The organism is Chryseobacterium arachidis (assembly GCF_900129245.1).
Taxonomy (GTDB): Bacteria; Bacteroidota; Bacteroidia; order Flavobacteriales; family Weeksellaceae; genus Chryseobacterium; species Chryseobacterium arachidis.
Map to the genome: position 1 here is coordinate 80,422 of NZ_FQUT01000017.1, position 18,430 is coordinate 98,851.

An 18,430-nucleotide genomic window follows, 5' to 3' on the forward strand; every position below is an offset into this window, starting at 1 on the left:
ACCAATATAACAAAAAAACCGCCCTCCAAAAAGAAAGCGGTTTTAAAATTTATCTAAAATCCCAATTAAAATATCGAAGGATATTTCTGAGGATTTGTTTCATTAAACATTGCATAAATTCTTTCCACCATATCATCTGCAGACGGTTTACTGAAATAATCTCCATCACTTGCATACGCCGGTCTGTGATCATTTGCAGCGATTGTCAAAGGATCAGAATCTAAGAATCTGAACGCCTTTTGTTTCTCTAAAATCTGTTGAAGAATAAATGCCGAAGTTCCGCCTTCCACATCTTCATCGATTACCACCAATCTGTTTGTTTTCTTCACAGATTCAGCAATTTCGTGCGTTAAGTCGAAAGGAATTAATGACTGAACGTCAATCACTTCTGCAGAAATTCCTAATTTTTCCAATTCATTAGCCGCTTCCATAACAATTCTCCATGTTGAACCATAAGTGACCAAAGTAACATCTTTCCCTTCTTTTGTAACCTCGATTTTTCCAACAGGGACAGTAAATTCTCCTAAGTTGTCAGGCTGTTTTTCTTTTAATCTGTACCCGTTTAAACATTCAACAATGACAGCCGGTTCGTCTGCCTGAAGCATGGTGTTGTAGAATCCTGCAGCAATCGTTAAGTTTCTTGGAACCAATACTAAAATACCTTTTGAAAGGTTTAAAATTCCCGCCATCGGAGAACCCGAATGCCAGATTCCTTCCAGTCTGTGACCTCTTGTTCTGATGATTACCGGAGCTTTCTGACCACCTTTCGTTCTGTAATGAACGGTCGCCAAATCGTCGCTCATTCCCTGTAAACAGTATAAAATATAATCTAAATACTGGATCTCAGCGATGGGTCTTAGACCTCTCATCGCCATCCCAATACCTTGTCCAAGAATTGTAGCTTCACGGATTCCTGTATCTGCAACACGAACTTCACCGTATTTTTCCTGCATACCTTCCAATCCCTGGTTTACGTCACCGATATTTCCGGCATCTTCACCAAACACTAAAGTTTCAGGATATTTTTCGAAAATTTTGTCGAAATTGTTTCTTACCACTACTCTTCCGTCCACTTCTTCCGAATTTTCAGAGAAAACAGGTTTAATTTCTTTTACATTTTCAGCTTTCCATTGAGACTGAGAATATAAATGAGAAGAATAATTGTCTTTTTCAACCTCAAAAATTTCGCTGTATTTCTGCATCAATTGGTTTCTTTCCGCAGAACTTGTTCCTCTTGTTGCCAATAAAGATTTTCTTACCAAATGGAAAACATCTTTCTTAGCTTTAGAAACTAATTTATTAAATTGATTGATATAATTTTCAATTTCAGCATTTTGCCCTTTCAGATTTTCAACTAAAGGTAAAACTGAATTCGTTAAATCCGTGATTGTTTTCTGATAGCTTTCCCAAGCCTTTTTCTGTCCGGCCTTTACTGTTTTTTTAGCTTCTTCGTCGATGGCATCCAATTCTTCAGCAGTCGCCAAAACTTCTTCTTTACCGTCAATTTCAATGGAATAATTTAAAATCCATTCTTTGAATTTTACCAATCCATCAAACTGGGATTCCCAAGCTAAACGGTCCTCATTTTTATATCTTTCGTGAGAGCCCGAAGTCGAGTGACCCTGAGGCTGCGTAACTTCAATGACGTGAACGACAACCGGCACACTTTCAACTCTTGCAAACTGCTCTGCTCTTGCGTAAGCATCCAATAAAGCTGCATAATCCCAAGCTTTCACCTGAATAATTTCACAACCTTGATTCTCCCCTTCTTTTCTCTGGAAACCGCTCAACATTTCAGCAATATCCGCTTTTGCCCTTTGCTTCATTGTAGGAACTGAAATTCCATAACCGTCATCCCAGATCGAAACCACCATCGGAACCTGAAGCGCACAAGCCGCATTCAAGGTTTCCCAGAAATGACCTTCCGCAGTAGAAGCGTCACCGATTGTTCCAAAAGCGATCTCATTTCCATTATTTGAAAACTTTTCAGAACCTTCAAATTGTACAGATTTATAAATTTTAGAAGCCTGAGCCAATCCTAATAATCTTGGCATTTGCCCTGCAGTAGGAGAAATATCAGAAGAAATATTTTTTTGAGCCATCAGATCTTTCCAGCTTCCGTCTTCATTTAAGCTTCTTGTTGCAAAATGACCGTTCATCTGTCTTCCGGCTGATGCAGGCTCTCTTTCAACACTTGTATCTGCGTATAACTGCGCAAAGAAACTTTCTACCGTTAATGCATCTACAGCCAATGAAAAAGTCTGATCTCTATAATATCCCGAACGGAAGTCTCCATTTTTGAAAACCTTCGCCATTGCTAACTGAGGAAGCTCTTTACCATCCCCAAAAATACCAAACTTAGCTTTTCCTGTAAGAACTTCTCTTCTTCCCAAATAGGACATTTCACGAGAAATTCTTCCTAACTTATAATCTTCAAGTATTTGATTTTTAAAATCTTGAAAGGAAATTTGCTGTGTTTCAATATAGGTTGTCTGCATAGCCAAATATTAAATATTTTTATTTTGAAGTATTTTGCTAATATACACTTTTTAAATTAATTTTAATTTTTATTAATCTTTTTTAAAAATTTGATAATAAAAAAAATTGTGTTTATATTGAAATAAATTTGTAAATGATGGAAAAAAAGTCAACGCATATTCTTAATGCATCAAGCAATCTTCTAGGGTTTTCACTGATCATCATCACCTCTTTAAAGATCTCTAAAATCAGTCAGAACACTCATTTGGACGAATTTGCAGGAATTGCTTGTCTGTTTTTTGCATTCAGCTGTTTCTTCTCTTTTCTGGCGATAAGATCCAAGCATGAAAAACGCTCCAACAGATTTGAAACTATTGCGGATTATTTATTTTTAACCGCTTTATTTTGCATAGTTTTAGCTGTAATTATTGTAACAATGAAATTTATATAATTTAAAATTTTCTTTCAATTACATAATCCAGCATAATGTATAATGATTTTTTTGCTTCAGAATCAGGAAATTCATTCAGAATATCCTTGGCTTTTTGCTGAAAATCTTTCATTACTGTAATAGCATATTCTAAGCCCCCTGAATTTTTCACAAAATTTATTAACTCCTTTACACGTTTTTGGTCATTATTATAACGTTTAATCGTATTAAAATAGTATTTTTTATCCTTTTCGCTGGCTATTTTTAATGTGTGAATTAAAGGTAAAGTCATTTTTTGCTCCTTAATATCGATCCCGACAGGTTTACCGATCACGTTTGAACTTAAGTAATCAAAAAGGTCATCTTTAATCTGGAAAGCCATTCCGGTGTACGTGCCGAAGTTCATCATTTTTTTAGCTAATTCTTCATCAGCATTATTCGATAAAACTCCGATTTCACAACAGGCAGCAATTAAAGTAGCGGTTTTCTGACGGATAATTTCGTAATAAACATCTTCAGTAATATCTAGCTTTCTTGCTTTTTCCAATTGAAGAAGCTCACCTTCGGACATTTCACGGATGGTTCTTGAAATCACGCCCAATAAATCATAATCTTTGTGATCTGTTGATAATAAAACCGATTTCGACAAAAGATAATCTCCTACCAAAACCGCAATTTTATTTTTCCATAAAGCATTGATTGAAAAAAAATTACGACGTTTAAAACTTTCATCTACTACATCATCATGAACCAAAGTTGCGGTATGAATCAGCTCAATCATAGAAGCCCCACGATAGGTTTTTTCGTTGACCTCCCCGATTAGTTTAGCACATAGAAATACAAACATCGGACGCATCTGTTTCCCTTTTGTAGTAACGATAAAACGGGTTACTTTATCTAATAAAGGTACTTTGCTCTGCATGGATTCATAAAACTTCTGCTCGAAAAGTTTCATTTCCTCATTGATCGGTCGCTTGATTTCTTCAACAGTATTGGCCACAATCTTCGAATGATGGATAAATTATTAATTCCCACAAAGATAATTTTTTTCGGGCAATTTTAAGATAAATTAATGTTTGAGTTTATCTTTTGAGATAAAATAAAGGCTCTGCTTTGCTCCTCCCAATGGAGAATGGAACTTTTCTCCTGAAATATATACTCCTGCTTCATCTACGGCAATCCCTTCGATTTGCCCGATGGATAAAGCACTTCCTAAATAATATTTAACGGGGAGTTCTTTGAAAAATATTCCTGATTCGGTTTCTTTAAAAACACTTAAAAAAACCTCAGTTCTTTTTGTATACCCTACTAAGTAAAGCTTTTTATCGAAATAATATGAATCTGTCACTACATAATTTGTTTTAAACGATTCAACTTTTTCAGCTTTTTGTTTTTCTGAAATTTCAGGATTAATAATATAATGCGTTGTGGATTTTGCTCCCCATTCTTTAGTAAAAAGATGAATTTTTCCGTTTAAATAAATCATTGCTTCTGCATCAAAATTCGTTTCCGTATATTTTGGAACAAATTCCTGTTGTTCGGGATATTCAAAGGAAATTAATTTAATGGAATCATTTTTTAATGTATTATTTTCAAAAGGGATTTTATAAATTTCAAGGTCTTTTCTTGTACCACCATTATTTCCGAAATCTCCGATATAGAAATTTGTTCCGTCGTTTGTTAAAGCTTCCCAATCTTTATTTTTTCCATTGATTTTTATGGTGCTGATGATTTGTCCCGTCATCTTATCCAGTTCAAAAAGTTCGGGAGAATTTCCGCTGTCATTGAAAGTGTATAGTTTTCCGTTCATTAAGTTCAAACCGGATGTTTCCTGAACTTTATCGTTTAAATAAGCAATTCGATATTTTCTTATTTTCAGAAGGTCAGATTGCTGTGAAAATGAAAGCGTAAAAATTGTGATACTTAATGCTAGAAATAATTTTTTCATTAGGTAAAAATATTTATTTAAACATAAATGGCACTAATTTTTGTACAAATTTCAAAATTTTAAAGCAAAAATTACGTTTCATTTGTCATTCTGACGAAGGAAGAATCTATTTTTTAACACAAAGGTCACAAAAGGTTTTTTTGAACTATTTTGTGTTTTTAAGTTCACAAATGCGTTTCACTTAACAAAGATCACAAAGAAAAAATTGAATTCAATTTTAAACAAACAAAAAAGACGAGCAAGCCCGTCCCAATTGATTATATAGATTTTATTAAAAATTCTATTTATGATTAGCAAAAGAAAAATTGCATTGTCTTATAGAACTCATTTAGATTACGTTTCAAAAAAATCAAGCAGTTTTCTTCTGAATCTGCTTGTTTTTTCTATTCTTTTTAGTCCAATAATCTTTTTGATATTGTCGGACTGTTTTTCCGGCGCCGTCATGTCGCCATCCCGGAGAATTGAATATATAGTTGATTCTGTCTGAAAATTTTAAACCCGGCTGCTTAATATCTTTCCAGATTTTTCGCCATTCATACAAAAGAACGGTATCAGGCTTGTTATCTGGCATTTTTGGATAAATTCCATATTTTACAGGAGTATTAGGATCTTCTTTCTCAAAAGTTCCGAAAATTTTATCCCAAATAATCAGGCACATTCCCATATTTCTATCCAGATATTTGATGTTGCAAGCATGATGAACACGATGGTGAGAAGGTGTTACCAAAATATATTCAAGAAAGCCCATACTTTTAACAGTTTGTGTGTGAACCCAAGTCCCGTAAACTTGACCAATCGCATAGACCACCATGATATGCCATGGATTAAATCCTAAAAAAGCCAAAGGAGAAAAGTACAAATATCTATACAAAGGCTGTAAAACCGGACTTCTGAAACCTGTCGTTAAATTAAAATATTCAGAATTATGATGGGTAATATGAACCGCCCAAAATGCCCTCGAGTGATGATCGACATAATGTAGAACGTAGTATGCAAAATCCGTTATCACAAAGCAAATCAGCCAATACCAAATGGTAAAATCCCAAGTAAAAAGCCTGTGATTGTAAAAGAAAAACATCACAAACATGGCAAATCCTTTCATTAAAAGATCAAGCCCGAAGTTCATTAATGCTAAATAGACACTTGTTGCAACATCTTTTTTATCATATAGTTTAGCCTCCGAAACGTGGCTATAAATCATTTCTGCTAAAATAATGGTAGCATGGATAGGAATTGCCCATGAATAAACACTTTCCAGCCCATTTTCATCCATAAAGTAATCCATCATCACTAATTTTGTGGTACAAAGTTATGATTTTAAGGATTCGTTAAGAAAAATTTTTGATTTTTTTAAGGAAATTTTAATCAGCAGTTTTATTGGCAAGCTGTCCGCAGGCAGCATCAATATCTCCGCCACGGCTTTTTCTGACAACGCAAACAATTCCAGCATTTTCCAACTGACGAATATAATTTTCTTCCGCCTGTTTGTTGCATTGGTCATATTTTCCGTCACCGATCGGGTTGTACTGGATTAAATTAACTTTAGAAGGAACCTGCTTACAGTATTTGATCAAGGCTTTGATGTCTTCATCCCCGTCATTTATTCCCTTCCATACACAATATTCAAAAGTAATGACAGAACCCGTTTTTTTATACCAGTATTGAAGAGATTCCATGATTTCCGTTAATGGAAATTTATCGGAGAAAGGCATGATCTCGTTACGCTTCGATTCGATTGCGGAGTGAAGTGACAAAGCCAATTTCACTTTCAGTTCCTCATCAGCCAGCATTTTAATCATCTTTGGAATTCCAGACGTAGAAACAGTAATTCTTCTCGGAGACATTCCCAAACCTTCCGGCTGAGTGATTTTTCTGATCGCTTCCACCACATTTTTGTAATTCATCATCGGCTCTCCCATTCCCATAAAAACAATATTGGAAAGCGGTCTGTCGAAATACATTTTACTTTGGCTGTCGATTAAAGCAACCTGATCTACGATTTCAGCAACTTCAAGATTTCTCATTCTTTTCAGACGAGCTGTTGCGCAGAATTCGCAGTTTAACGAACATCCAACCTGTGAAGAAACACAAGCTGTAGTTCTCGTTTCTGTAGGAATTAAAACAGATTCTACCAATAAACCGTCGTGTAATTTCACACCGTTTTTAATAGTTCCGTCCGTGCTTTTCTGAAGCAAATCCACAGAAACAGGATTGATGGTATACTCTTCTGAAATTCTTTCACGAAGAGTCTTTGAAAGATTCGTCATTTCATCAATCGAGTGAAGATTTTTACTCCACAGCCAGTCATAAACCTGTTTCGCGCGAAACGGTTTTTCTCCCAAAGATGTAAAATAATCTTTAAGCTGGTCTAGTGATAAAGTTCTGATGTCTTTCATTGTAAGGTTTTAGATGTTAGGTTTCAGGTCGCAGGTAACTATTACCTGCAACCTTTTACCTTATATCTTATTAAAGAATTAACATTGCATCTCCGTAAGAGTAGAATTTATACTTCTCTTTTACAGCTTCTTCATAAGCGTGCATTACGAAATCTCTTCCTGCAAACGCTGCAATCATCATAATTAATGTAGATTTTGGCGTGTGGAAATTCGTAATCATACAGTTGGCTACTCCGAAATCGTGTGGAGGATAAATGAATTTATTCGTCCAACCGTGGAATGCAGAGATTTTTTTGTTTGAAGAAACAGAAGTCTCAAGCGTTCTCATCGTCGTTGTTCCTACAGCACAAACTCTTCTGTGAGCATCAACAGCGTTATTGATGATCTGAGCATTTTTTTCATCAATAAAAATCTCCTCAGATTCCATTTTATGTTTAGAAAGATCTTCAACCTCAATTGGGTTAAAAGTTCCCAAACCAACATGAAGCGTAACTTCCGCGAAGTTGATTCCTTTGATCTCCAATCTTTTCATCAAATGTTTTGAGAAGTGAAGACCAGCAGTAGGAGCAGCAACCGCACCTTCCACTTTTGCGTAGATTGTCTGATATCTTTCAGCATCTTCCGGCTCAACGTCTCTTTTGATATATTTTGGAAGTGGAGTTTCTCCTAATTCTTTTAATTTAGCTCTGAATTCTTCGTAAGAACCATCGAATAAGAATCTCAATGTTCTACCTCTTGAAGTCGTGTTGTCGATAACTTCCGCTACCAAAGACTCATCTTCTGTGAAGAATAATTTATTACCAATTCTGATTTTTCTTGCCGGATCTACCAAAACGTCCCAAACACGAGTTTCCTTATCAAGCTCTCTCAACAAGAAAACTTCAATTTTCGCTCCGGTTTTTTCTTTGTTTCCGTAAAGACGTGCAGGAAAAACTTTAGTATTATTGAAGATGAATAAATCGTCTTCCTCGAAATAATCCACAACATCCTTGAATAATTTGTGCTCGATAGTCTGAGTTTTTCTATCAAGTACCATTAATCTGGCTTCGTCTCTGTGCTCTGATGGATGTTCTGCCAATAATTCTGCAGGAAGATCAAAATTAAAATCTGATGTTTTCATTTTTTAAATTACGGTTTAAAAATTATTGAAATTACAAGGTGTAATTTTCGAGGTGCAAATATACGACATCCGACACCCCTTTGTCAAGTATTATTTACATTAGTGTTAAATTAATTTTAAATGAAATAAAAAACAGTGATATTACGGTAATTTTTAAAGGTTAAAAAAACTATTTTTGGGAACATTAAAATTTACACTATGAGCAAATATTCAATTGAAGCTTTTGTAAACGAAACAAAAGAGAACCCAATGGAAAGAGATTATTTCGAATTGGAAAAACCAGCACTCTTGGAAATCAATCTCAACAATCAATCCGTTTGGACAAAAACAGGAAGTATGGTAGGCTATGTTGGAAATATTAAATTTGAAAGACAGGGAATGCTTTCCGGAGGAATCGGGAATCTTTTGAAAAAAGCCATTAGCGGCGAAGGCGCAAGACTGATGAAAGCTGAAGGAACCGGAAAATTGTATGTTGCGGATGAAGGGAAAAAAGTTCGTATCCTTTACTTAAATAACGAATCGGTTTGTGTGAACGGAAACGATGTTTTGGCTCATGAACAAAGTATAAAAAGCGACATCACCATGTTAAAAAGTATTGCAGGTGTAATGTCCGGCGGTCTTTTCCAAGTGAAACTTTCCGGAACTGGACATATTGCGATCACAACTCACGGTGAACCATTGACATTAATGGTAACTCCCGATGCACCGGTTTTCACAGATCCAAATGCAACAGTAGCATGGTCCGGAAATCTTTCTCCTGAATTGAAAACCAATGTTTCTTTTAAAAGCCTGATCGGAAGGGGAAGCGGTGAAGAGTTTCAGATGAAGTTTTCAGGAAATGGTTGGGTGTTGATTCAGCCTTATGAGGAAGTTTATAGAATTGAGAAATAATGATAAATGTTTTCTTGGGGGATGGATTAATCTTGAAATTCCCCGAGAAAATCAAAATCTTTGATGGTTAATTTTTCTGGAAGCTTTAATGAAAAATCAACATTTGTTATTTTTAATGAACTATCGTAAGAATAACCTGTTGAATAATAATCTATGTGAATTCTTTTTACAGCATAGATAGAATTTGGATCTAAGAATTCTTTTACTTTTTCTCGCATTTCGTCGCTTTTTCCATGATCAATGCCTATCACAAGATAATTAAATTTTGATTTTTCCAAAGTTATTAATGCTGAAAACCTCTTTTTAGTCCTTTTTTCATTTTTATAACCAATAATCTGATATTGTAAAGAATCTATTTTATTTACTTCTAAAATATCACCGTTCGCAACATCTTTATGTTTCTCCTTATTAAAATCATTGGTATGAATATATTCAAAAGTTACAAAGCCTTTCGATTCGGTAACTTTAAAAGAATGTCTTAAATTCTTATCCTTATCATAAATTACTCCTCTTAATTTATCATTGTACTTATCTATTTGCAAATGGATATTATTTTTAGAATCATAAAAAGTTGTAGAAACTGACTTTTCTTTATTAGGTTTAATTTGATTCGTCTGACTTTCTATAGAATAATCAAAATGATATTCCTGAGAAAAAATATTAATAAAAGTAAAGACTAAAAATAGCGGTATTAGTTTTTTCATAAATGTGCTTTAATAACTTTCCACTCTTCCAATTTCTTTTCAAAGGAAACCGTGTGAAGCGGACTTGTTGAAGGCAATAAAAATACAGGAATTTTATAATTTTTTCCTAAAATTTTCTGCAAATTTTTATACGATTTTCCACCATTGCAAAAGATTGCCTGAATATTCGGATATTTTTCCAAAAGTTCTTCTATCTGATTAGCTTCTTCATTTTTAATCTCAGAATCAAGGCTTCCTTTTCTTTCGCAAGAATCAATAACGTCCCACAGTGCAATATGGTTTTTCTTTAAAACCTGAATTCTTTTATCATAATCTTCCGTGAATTCTTCATGAAATAATTCAAAAATAATTTTCCAGAATTTGTTTTGCGGATGACCGTAATATTGCTGTTTCTCCAAAGATTTTACGCCAGGAATTGAGCCTAAGATTATGATTTTAGAATTGTTATCAATGATTGGAGGAAAGGAAAAGATTCTGTTTTGCATAAATCAAATTTATAAGTTTTTATTTTTTTAACGTAATGAACGCTAAGATTTTCTTTTAAATAAAACTAAATATTTTTCGTTTATGACGGCGTTTCACTCAGCAAATGAGCATATTTTTGAAAAACAAAAAACGGACTAAAAAGCCCGTTATTATTAATATTTTTTAAGAATAATAAAATTAATTATTCATTTTTAATTCTTAATTACAAAGTTTCCTTCAGCCAATCAAAGAATTCTCTCTGCCAAACCAAACCGTTTTGCGGATGTAAAACCCAGTGGTTTTCATTCGGGAAATAAACCAGTTTAGATTTTAAACCTCTTAATTTTGCAGCCTGGAAAGCTTCCTGACCCTGCTCATAAGGAACTCTAAAGTCGATTCCTCCTTGAACGATCATGATCGGTTTATTCCATTTATCAACAAAATTGCTTGGATTGAATTCCGTGTAAGCTTTTGGCAATGGTTTTTCCCACGGAGAACCCAAATCCCAGTTGGCAAACCAAAGCTCTTCCGTTGTTAGATACCAGGATTTCATATCAAATAATCCGTCGTGAGCGATGAACGTTTTGAATCTGTTTTCGTGAATTCCCGCCAACATAAATACGCTGTAACCTCCGTAACTTGCTCCAACTGCAGCTACTCTATCTCCATCAACATAAGGCAAAGTTTTCGCAAAATCTGTCGCCGCCAAATAATCTCTCATCGGCTGTCCTCCCCAATCTCTAGAAATCTCTTCGTTCCATTTTGTTCCCCAACCCGGCATCCCCCGACGATTTGGTGCCACTACGATATATCCGTTTGCTGTCATTAAAGCGAAGTTCCATCTTACGCTGAAAAACTGTGTCAATGCAGATTGCGGACCTCCCTGACAATAAACAAGCGTTGGATATTTTTTATTCGGATCAAAATTTGGAGGATAGTGGAACCACACTCCCATTTCTTTTCCGTCTGAAGTTTTTACCATTTTAAGCTCAGATTTTCCTTGAGCTAAATTTGCGTAAGTATCTTTATTGGCTTCTGTAACCTGCTTCATTTCTCCGTTTTTAATATTGACAGAGAAAATATCTGTGGCATGATTGATGTCCGTTCTTCCAACTAGAAGTGAAGTTTTCTGATCAGCAAAAATTTCATTGACGTCAAAATCACCTTTAGTAATTTGCTGAACTTTAGCATTTTTAGGATCTAAAGAAAATAATTGCTTCGTTCCTCTGAAAGCCGCCGTGAAATAAATTGTTTTTGAATCTCCGCTCCAGAAAACGTCTCCGGAAACGCTTTCGTCCCAACCTTGAGTTAAGTTCGTTGTTTTTCCAGATTTCCAATCCATGATTTTCACATCATTTTTATCAGCTTCATAACCGTCCCTCGCCATACTTTGCCAAACCAATGACTTGCCATCAGGACTAAATTTTGGATTGACATCATATCCTTTGTTAGTTTCAGTTAAATTTTTTGTTGTTCCTAAAGCTAAATCGTAAGCAAAAATATCCGTATTTGTGCTCGTAGAATATTCCTTACCGCTTTTTGGTTTTGTAACGTATAAAAGTTGTGCAGAATCCGGGCTAAAAATAAAATCTTCTGCTCCACCGAAAGGTCTTTGCGGAGAATCCCACATTTTCCCTTCCAATAAATCTTTTGCAGCATCTATCTTATCTGAAGTATTGACTACAAAAACATGGTTGTATTTACCTTCGTTAAAATAATCCCAATGCCTGTGATTAAGATCTGTATAAACCTGTGCCGTAGTTTTTGGCGTATCGGAATATTTGTCTTTTCCCATTACTTTTTCCACCAAAACCTGCTTGCTGAAAGCTATTTTTTTACCATCCGGAGAAATAACAACGTTATCTGCTTCACCAATCGTATAAAATTCTGCCCAGGTTTTTCCACTATCTTTGGAAATGAAAATTTTGTCTCCTTCCTGAGCATAAATCCCATTTTTATCCCACTGAATAAGAGATTTTTTGCCAAAATCTATTTTGGTAGACTGGTTATTAAGAACGTTAAAAAAATAGTTCTCACTTTTTGTTTTTTCTGTTTTAAGATCAGTTTGTCCTACTTTATAGATAAGTGAAGACTGATCCGGAGAAACTGCCTGCACTCCCACTTTTTTCAAAGTCCATAGAATTTCAGGCGTCATTACTTGTTGTGCATTCATTAAAAGCGGAGCTGCCAAAGCCAGCAGACTGTACTTAAGTTTCATATGTGATATTCATTTTTACAACCTTCAGAACTATAAAATTCTAAAAGTCTTCATTAATTCAAAGAATGCCAAAGTTATGTAAATGTGTTTACATTCAGTTAATGAAAAAGCATTTTCTTAAAGAAAATTTAAGGCTGATATTATTCATCTCTAACAGTAATTCACCTTACATTCTTAAAACAAAATCGCCGATCAAACTAATGACCGGCGATTTTTATATATGAATCTAACTTTCAAATATTAATCATTATCCGAAAACATAGAATTGGCGAGAGAAGTGACAATCGACAGCAAAATACTGAAAACAAAGGCCCATAAAAAGCCGTCTACCGCCATGCTGTCTATAAAGTAATCTGCCATAAGAATGATTATGGCATTGATGACCAAGGTAAATAATCCTAAGGTAATGATTGTTAAAGGCAATCCAAAAAGATTAAGAATAGGTTTTACAATTAAGTTCAGGATTCCCAAAACGATAGCAAAAATGATTGCCCCTCCAAATCCTGTAAAATGTACTCCCGGTAGAATCCATGTCAAAAGATATGCAACTACTGCAGTTATAAGAAGCCGGATAATTAAGTTCATACTATTAATTTTTTTAATGTTTATGCGTGTTGGTGTGCAAAAGGTGTTCCATTTGTTAATAGGAATTATTATTTGATTTTCATCATCGTCACCAAAGATGTTGCCACATGACTCTCCGATGTTCCTTTTTCGTCAACGGCATAAATTTCAGTTCTGATGACAGAGATTTTTGCCCCTCCTTTAACAACATAAGATTTTGAAACCAATGCGTCTCCAATCGCAGGTCTTAAATAATTGACTTTCAGTTCAACCGTCACTACGTAGCAGTCTTCTTTATAATGACTTACCGCTGCGTATCCCGAAGAAACATCAACCAAAGAAGCAATCATGGCACCATTGAACATTCCTGCTTTTCTGGTCATTAAATCCATTTTTGGGATTTTTATGGAAATGAAATCTGTTTCGACTTCCAAAAGTTCGGCTCTGTAGAATTTTAAAGTTTCGGAGCGAGTGAAGCTGTCCGTTATCAATTGTTTTTTTTCCGGAGTCATTATTTTTAATTTGAAACAAATGTAATATAACGCTAAAAAACGTGAAAATTTTCACTTACTTTTAATGGATAAAAATAGTAAACTGTAATTCGTTTACCTGAAATAAGCTAAAAACATATCATGAGCAACGATTTGATATACCAATTTACCAGGCCGGAAAAATCACTTACCGATTTTGTGTATGGTTATTCTTCGTTACAGAATCTGGAGACATTTAAGGAAGGCGTAATCATCCCCAACGGAAAAATTGATTTGCTTTTCTGCAAAACCATCAATAATCAGTTTCAAATTGTTTTGATGGGATTGGAAACCCAGCCCAAACCGATGCCCCAAACAAGTTTTTCCACTTTTTTCGCCATTAGCTTTAATCCGCTTGCGCTGGAATATACTCTTCATCAGTCTATTGCCGAGTTTGTGAACAGCGGAAAAGAATTGCCCAATACCTTTTGGGATTTCAATATTAATGACCTGGACAATTTTGATCAATTCTGTGAGAAAGCTTCAGAAAAAATTAAATCCTTACTTCCCTCTGAAATTGATGAAAGAAAAAGAAAATTGTTTGAACTTATTTTTGCAGCTCATGGAGAGATTAGTGTTAAAGATCTTTCGGAACAAATCTTTTGGAATGAACGACAGATTAACTGTTATTTCAATAGGCAATTGGGAATTTCATTAAAGTATTATTGCAAAATATTACGTTTTCAGGCATCCCTCCATCATATAAAAGATGGAAACCTTTTTCCACAACTTAATTTTACCGATCAGTCTCATTTCATTAAAGAAATCAAAAAACTTTCCGGAGTTTCCCCAAAAGAATTGTTTAAGAATCAAAACGACCGATTTTTACAATTTTTGGTTTATCATACCTTATAATTTTGCAGGATAAAATTTAAAATTATGTTGATCAACAATAAATCAATTGCCATCGTAGGCGGTGGTCCGGGTGGATTAACCCTCGCAAGATTATTACAATTAAATGGTGCTGATGTAAAGGTATTTGAAAGAGACCTTAATAAAAATGCCCGTGTTCAGGGAGCTCCTCTCGACCTTCATGATGATTCCGGATTAGCGGCAATTCGTAAGGCAGATTTGCTTGAAGAATTCAAACAAAATTATCTTGTCGGGGCAGACAGAGAGCTTATCATGAACGAAAATGCAGAAATATTTTTCAGCGATCACGAAGCAAAATCTGAGGAAAATTTCGGACATCACCATTTCCGTCCGGAAATAGACCGTGGCACATTACGAAAGATTTTACTCGAATCTTTACAGCCTGAAACTGTAATTTGGGACAGTCATTTTATTTCGATGGAAAAGCAGCATGAAGGATGGCTTTTGCACTTTAAAAATAAAACTAGTGTTTATGCAGATATTGTGATTGCCTGTGATGGTGCCAATTCAAAAATCCGTCCTTATATTACGGACAGTAAGGCTTTTTACACTGGTATCACAATGCTTGAAGGAAATATTCTGCAGGCAGAAGAAACTGCTCCAAAAGTCAGCACTTTGTTGAAAGGCGGAAAAATAATGGCGTTCGGAAACAATAAAAACCTTTTAATGGGGCAAAAGGGTAACGGTGATATCGGTTTTTACGCAAGTTTTAGAACTGATGAAAATTGGTCAGCAAACAGTGGTTTAGATTATTCTGACAAATTCCAAATATTAGATTGGTATAAAAATACTTATCCGAAATGGAACAGCATCTGGCTTGAATTGTTTGAAAATGCAGAAATACCATTTATTCCACGCCCTATCTATTGTATTCCTTTTGATCAGACCTGGGAAACGCAATCTAATGTAACAATGATTGGAGACGCTGCCCACGTAATGCCTCCGTTTGCCGGAGAAGGCGTTAATATGGCAATGTTGGATGCTTTGGAGTTGAGTGAATGTTTAGCCTCCGATCAATATAACACCTTGCAAGAAGCCATTTCCGGGTATGAAATCCAGATGCGAAAAAGAGCTGCAATTGTTGCAAAAGAATCTCTTGACAATGGTGAACTGATGCATGCTGAAAATGCTCTTGAAAATATGCTCAACTTTTTCAATCAGACTCATGAATAATTAAATAAAAACAGGACTGGTTTAAATTTTCATCCTGTTTTTATTTATCGTGACAAATTTATAATCAAGCAATAATTACACTGAAATGATCATCAAAAGATAAAACCCCTTCTGTCAAACTTTCGGGATGTGTGGTAAAGCCTTTCAACTTGGAAGTTTTTGCTTTTAATACTAAATCCATTAATTGTTTATCTGATAATTTCTTTCCAAAGATTTCAAAAGAAATTTTAAAGCCACAATTTTTAAAATCGGAACAGCCAACAGCGGCTTTTCCTTTCATCAAATGATGTTCTTTACACTTAGGACATTTGGTTTCCTCCCACGCCTGAAGTTCTTTTTTTACGGCAGGTTCCCGTTTTTTCTTTTCTTTGATTTCTTCTTTTTCCTCGATCAAAGTGATTACTTTCCCTTTGCCGTCCACAACTTTTTTGGTCAGTTCCGTCACCATTTGGATCAATTCTTCCTTAAACTGATTGGCTTCATATTCCCCTTTTTCAATTTTACGGAGTTTAGATTCCCACTCTCCCGTCAATTCGGGACTTTTCAGCAATTCATCTTCGATTGTGTCAATCAATTGAATTCCTGTTTGGGTAGCAATCAGATTCTTTCTTTTCTTCTCAATGTATTTTCTTTTGAAAAGTGTTTCGATAATATTCGCACGGGTTGAAGGTCTTCCAATGCCATTATTTTTCAACATTTCCCTAAGTTCTTCGTCTTCTACCTGTTTTCCGGCAGTTTCCATCGCACGGAGAAGCGTTGCTTCCGTATAAGGTTTGGGTGGCGAAGTTTTCCCCTGGTGGATCATTGGATCATGAGGTCCCGTTTCACCAACTATAAATTCTGGAATAGTCTGTTCTTCCTCTTTTTCTTTTTCCTTATCCTTATCTGTATTTTCTTCTTTTGGTTCTTTTGCGTACACGGCTCTCCAACCCGGTTCAAGAATTTGCCGTCCACTGGTTTTAAAAGGGATCGTTCCTACTTTTCCTTCCACCAAAGTATTCGAAATTTTACATTCAGGGTAAAAAACAGCGATGAAGCGTTTGGCAACTAAGTCATAAATCAGCTTCTCTTCCCTGGTCAGATTTTGAGAAGGTGGAACCTCTGTCGGAATAATCGCGTGGTGGTCGGTTACTTTAGCATCATCAAAAACCGCTTTTGATTTCGGAATTGGTGCCTCTAATAACGGGGAAACCAACTCCTGATAAAAATACATTTTTCTGAGGATCCCTTCTATTTTCGGATATAAGCTTTCTGATAGATATGTAGTATCCACACGCGGATAGGTTACGTGCTTTTTCTCGTACAGACTTTGTACATAATTCAACGTATTTTCTGCAGAATAGCCGTACTTTTTATTGGCTTCCACCTGAAGTCCCGTTAAATCGAAGAGTCTTGGATTTTTTTCTTTCCCTTCTTTAATTTCAAAGGAAACGATTTCAAAAGGATTTACCTTTAAATATTCTAATCCTTTTTCGGCACGTTCCAACGTTTTTAAACGGTCAATCGCAGCGTTGAAAATAACGTCACGATATTTGGTTTTCAGTTCCCAATATTCTTCGGTGGTAAAAGCATCAATTTCTTTCTGACGCTGAACCAGCATTGCTAGCGTCGGAGTCTGAACCCTTCCTATGGAAAGAACGGCTTTATTTCCACCAAATTTCTTGGTAAATAACCGGGTTGCATTGATTCCCAGCAACCAGTCACCAATCGCTCTCGCATTTCCAGCCAAATAAAGGTTTCTGTAATCTTCGGCAGGTTTTAAACTTGCAAACCCTTCTTTGATTGCCTCTTCGGTAAGAGAAGAAATCCACAAACGCTGAATCGGTTTATTGCATTTTGCTTTTTGTAGAACCCATCTTTGAATCAGTTCTCCCTCCTGACCAGCATCCCCACAGTTGATGACTTCTTCACATTCTTCAACTAATCTTTCAATCACTTTAAATTGATTTTCAACTCCTTTGTTGGGGATTAACTTGATTCCGAAACTGTTGGGTATAATTGGCAGCAAAAATAAATTCCATGATTTGTACTGCGGACCATAATCATGAGGTTCTTTGAGGGTACAAAGATGTCCGAAAGTCCAGGTAACGCAATAGCCGTTTCCTTCCATATAGCCTTGTTTAGGCGTAGTAGCACCTAATACTTTGGCGATATCTCTGGCAACACTGGGTTTTTCGGCAATACAAAGTTTCATGAATTTTCGGAATTATTGAAGAGGGCAAAAATCGGGATTTTTTTTGACTTTAGAAAGATTATCCTTAATTTATGTTTTTTAATAATCATTAAAAAGACTTCTCCAAACTCAAACTAAGATATATCCAAATAAATTGAGAGCCACGAAGTGGCGATTTTTTAAAGGATAGGTGAAGTCCTATCCTTTAAAAAAATAGCTATCTATATGCAAAGTTATTACACAGGCCGCCCCTACGGAGCTTCCTTTTGAATAGGCAATAGGCAATAGGCAATAGGCAATAGGCAATAGGCAAAGCTAACTCTTTGAGTTTTAAGCCTGGATTTCTTTGAGTTTCAAACAAAAAAAAAGTCCCACAGAATAATCTATGAGACTTTTAATAAAAACTGGCGGCGACCTACTCTCCCGCGTTAGCAGTACCATCGGCGCTGGTGGGCTTAACTTCTGTG

16 protein-coding genes are annotated in these 18,430 nt (G+C 35.4%); 4 read left to right on the plus strand and 12 right to left on the minus strand.

All coding sequences use genetic code 11. The features are described 5' to 3' along the window. Positions 1–65: 65 nt before the first annotated feature. Positions 66–2,498, minus strand: a complete 2,433-nt coding sequence (locus tag BUA89_RS20535) for an alpha-ketoacid dehydrogenase subunit alpha/beta (RefSeq protein ID WP_072963296.1) — start codon at positions 2,496–2,498, stop codon at positions 66–68. A 134-nt stretch (positions 2,499–2,632) separates the two neighbouring features. On the opposite strand from BUA89_RS20535, the gene BUA89_RS23210 reads away from it, so the two are divergent. Further along, entirely contained in the window at positions 2,633–2,929 is a 297-nt protein-coding gene (locus BUA89_RS23210) for a hypothetical protein (protein ID WP_228420650.1), read from the plus strand. Between the two features lies 1 nt (position 2,930). Here the strand turns inward: BUA89_RS23210 and BUA89_RS20545 are convergent, their stop codons facing one another. From BUA89_RS20545 to queA, 5 genes are all read right to left on the minus strand, one after another. Beyond that, positions 2,931–3,908 carry a polyprenyl synthetase family protein gene (locus BUA89_RS20545; RefSeq protein WP_072963299.1) on the minus strand — a complete coding sequence of 326 codons (978 nt, stop codon included), beginning with the start codon at positions 3,906–3,908 and terminating at the stop codon, positions 2,931–2,933. 69 nt (positions 3,909–3,977) lie between these two features. Continuing rightward, on the minus strand, positions 3,978–4,856 hold the full coding sequence (locus BUA89_RS20550; protein WP_072963302.1) for a hypothetical protein: 879 nt from the start codon (positions 4,854–4,856) through the stop codon (positions 3,978–3,980). A gap of 349 nt (positions 4,857–5,205) precedes the next feature. Further along, positions 5,206–6,144, minus strand: a complete 939-nt coding sequence (locus BUA89_RS20555) for a sterol desaturase family protein (protein WP_072963305.1) — start codon at positions 6,142–6,144, stop codon at positions 5,206–5,208. Positions 6,145–6,217: 73 nt separating this feature from the next. Then, positions 6,218–7,252 (minus strand): dual-specificity RNA methyltransferase RlmN, encoded by a 1,035-nt coding sequence (gene rlmN / locus BUA89_RS20560; RefSeq protein ID WP_072963308.1) that lies wholly within the window; start codon positions 7,250–7,252, stop codon positions 6,218–6,220. Positions 7,253–7,322: 70 nt separating this feature from the next. Beyond that, entirely contained in the window at positions 7,323–8,372 is a 1,050-nt protein-coding gene (gene queA / locus BUA89_RS20565) for a tRNA preQ1(34) S-adenosylmethionine ribosyltransferase-isomerase QueA (protein ID WP_072963310.1), read from the minus strand. Between the two features lie 198 nt (positions 8,373–8,570). Here queA and BUA89_RS20570 point away from each other — a divergent pair, with 198 nt between their 5' ends. After that, a complete protein-coding gene (locus tag BUA89_RS20570; RefSeq protein WP_072963313.1) occupies positions 8,571–9,263 on the plus strand; it encodes an AIM24 family protein in 693 nt (230 codons plus the stop codon). Between the two features lie 26 nt (positions 9,264–9,289). On the opposite strand, the gene BUA89_RS20575 is transcribed toward BUA89_RS20570, so the two are convergent. From BUA89_RS20575 to BUA89_RS20595, 5 genes are all read right to left on the minus strand, one after another. Next, positions 9,290–9,967: a hypothetical protein gene (locus BUA89_RS20575; RefSeq protein ID WP_072963316.1), complete on the minus strand. Its 678-nt coding sequence runs from the start codon at positions 9,965–9,967 to the stop codon at positions 9,290–9,292. Further along, on the minus strand, positions 9,964–10,452 hold the full coding sequence (locus BUA89_RS20580; RefSeq protein ID WP_072963320.1) for a DNA-deoxyinosine glycosylase: 489 nt from the start codon (positions 10,450–10,452) through the stop codon (positions 9,964–9,966). Before BUA89_RS20580 ends, BUA89_RS20575 begins: the two co-directional genes overlap by 4 nt. Positions 10,453–10,655: 203 nt before the next feature. Beyond that, positions 10,656–12,650 (minus strand): S9 family peptidase, encoded by a 1,995-nt coding sequence (locus BUA89_RS20585; RefSeq protein ID WP_072963323.1) that lies wholly within the window; start codon positions 12,648–12,650, stop codon positions 10,656–10,658. Between the two features lie 240 nt (positions 12,651–12,890). Further along, positions 12,891–13,235 (minus strand): phage holin family protein, encoded by a 345-nt coding sequence (locus BUA89_RS20590; RefSeq protein ID WP_072963326.1) that lies wholly within the window; start codon positions 13,233–13,235, stop codon positions 12,891–12,893. Positions 13,236–13,303: 68 nt separating this feature from the next. Beyond that, entirely contained in the window at positions 13,304–13,726 is a 423-nt protein-coding gene (locus tag BUA89_RS20595) for a PaaI family thioesterase (RefSeq protein ID WP_072963330.1), read from the minus strand. 120 nt (positions 13,727–13,846) lie between these two features. On the opposite strand from BUA89_RS20595, the gene BUA89_RS20600 reads away from it, so the two are divergent. Further along, positions 13,847–14,599: a helix-turn-helix domain-containing protein gene (locus BUA89_RS20600; RefSeq protein WP_072963333.1), complete on the plus strand. Its 753-nt coding sequence runs from the start codon at positions 13,847–13,849 to the stop codon at positions 14,597–14,599. A 24-nt stretch (positions 14,600–14,623) separates the two neighbouring features. After that, positions 14,624–15,790 carry an FAD-dependent oxidoreductase gene (locus BUA89_RS20605; RefSeq protein WP_072963335.1) on the plus strand — a complete coding sequence of 389 codons (1,167 nt, stop codon included), beginning with the start codon at positions 14,624–14,626 and terminating at the stop codon, positions 15,788–15,790. A 64-nt stretch (positions 15,791–15,854) separates the two neighbouring features. Here BUA89_RS20605 and BUA89_RS20610 read toward each other — a convergent pair whose 3' ends face one another. Then, positions 15,855–17,984: a type IA DNA topoisomerase gene (locus BUA89_RS20610; protein WP_072963338.1), complete on the minus strand. Its 2,130-nt coding sequence runs from the start codon at positions 17,982–17,984 to the stop codon at positions 15,855–15,857. Positions 17,985–18,430: the final 446 nt, after the last annotated feature.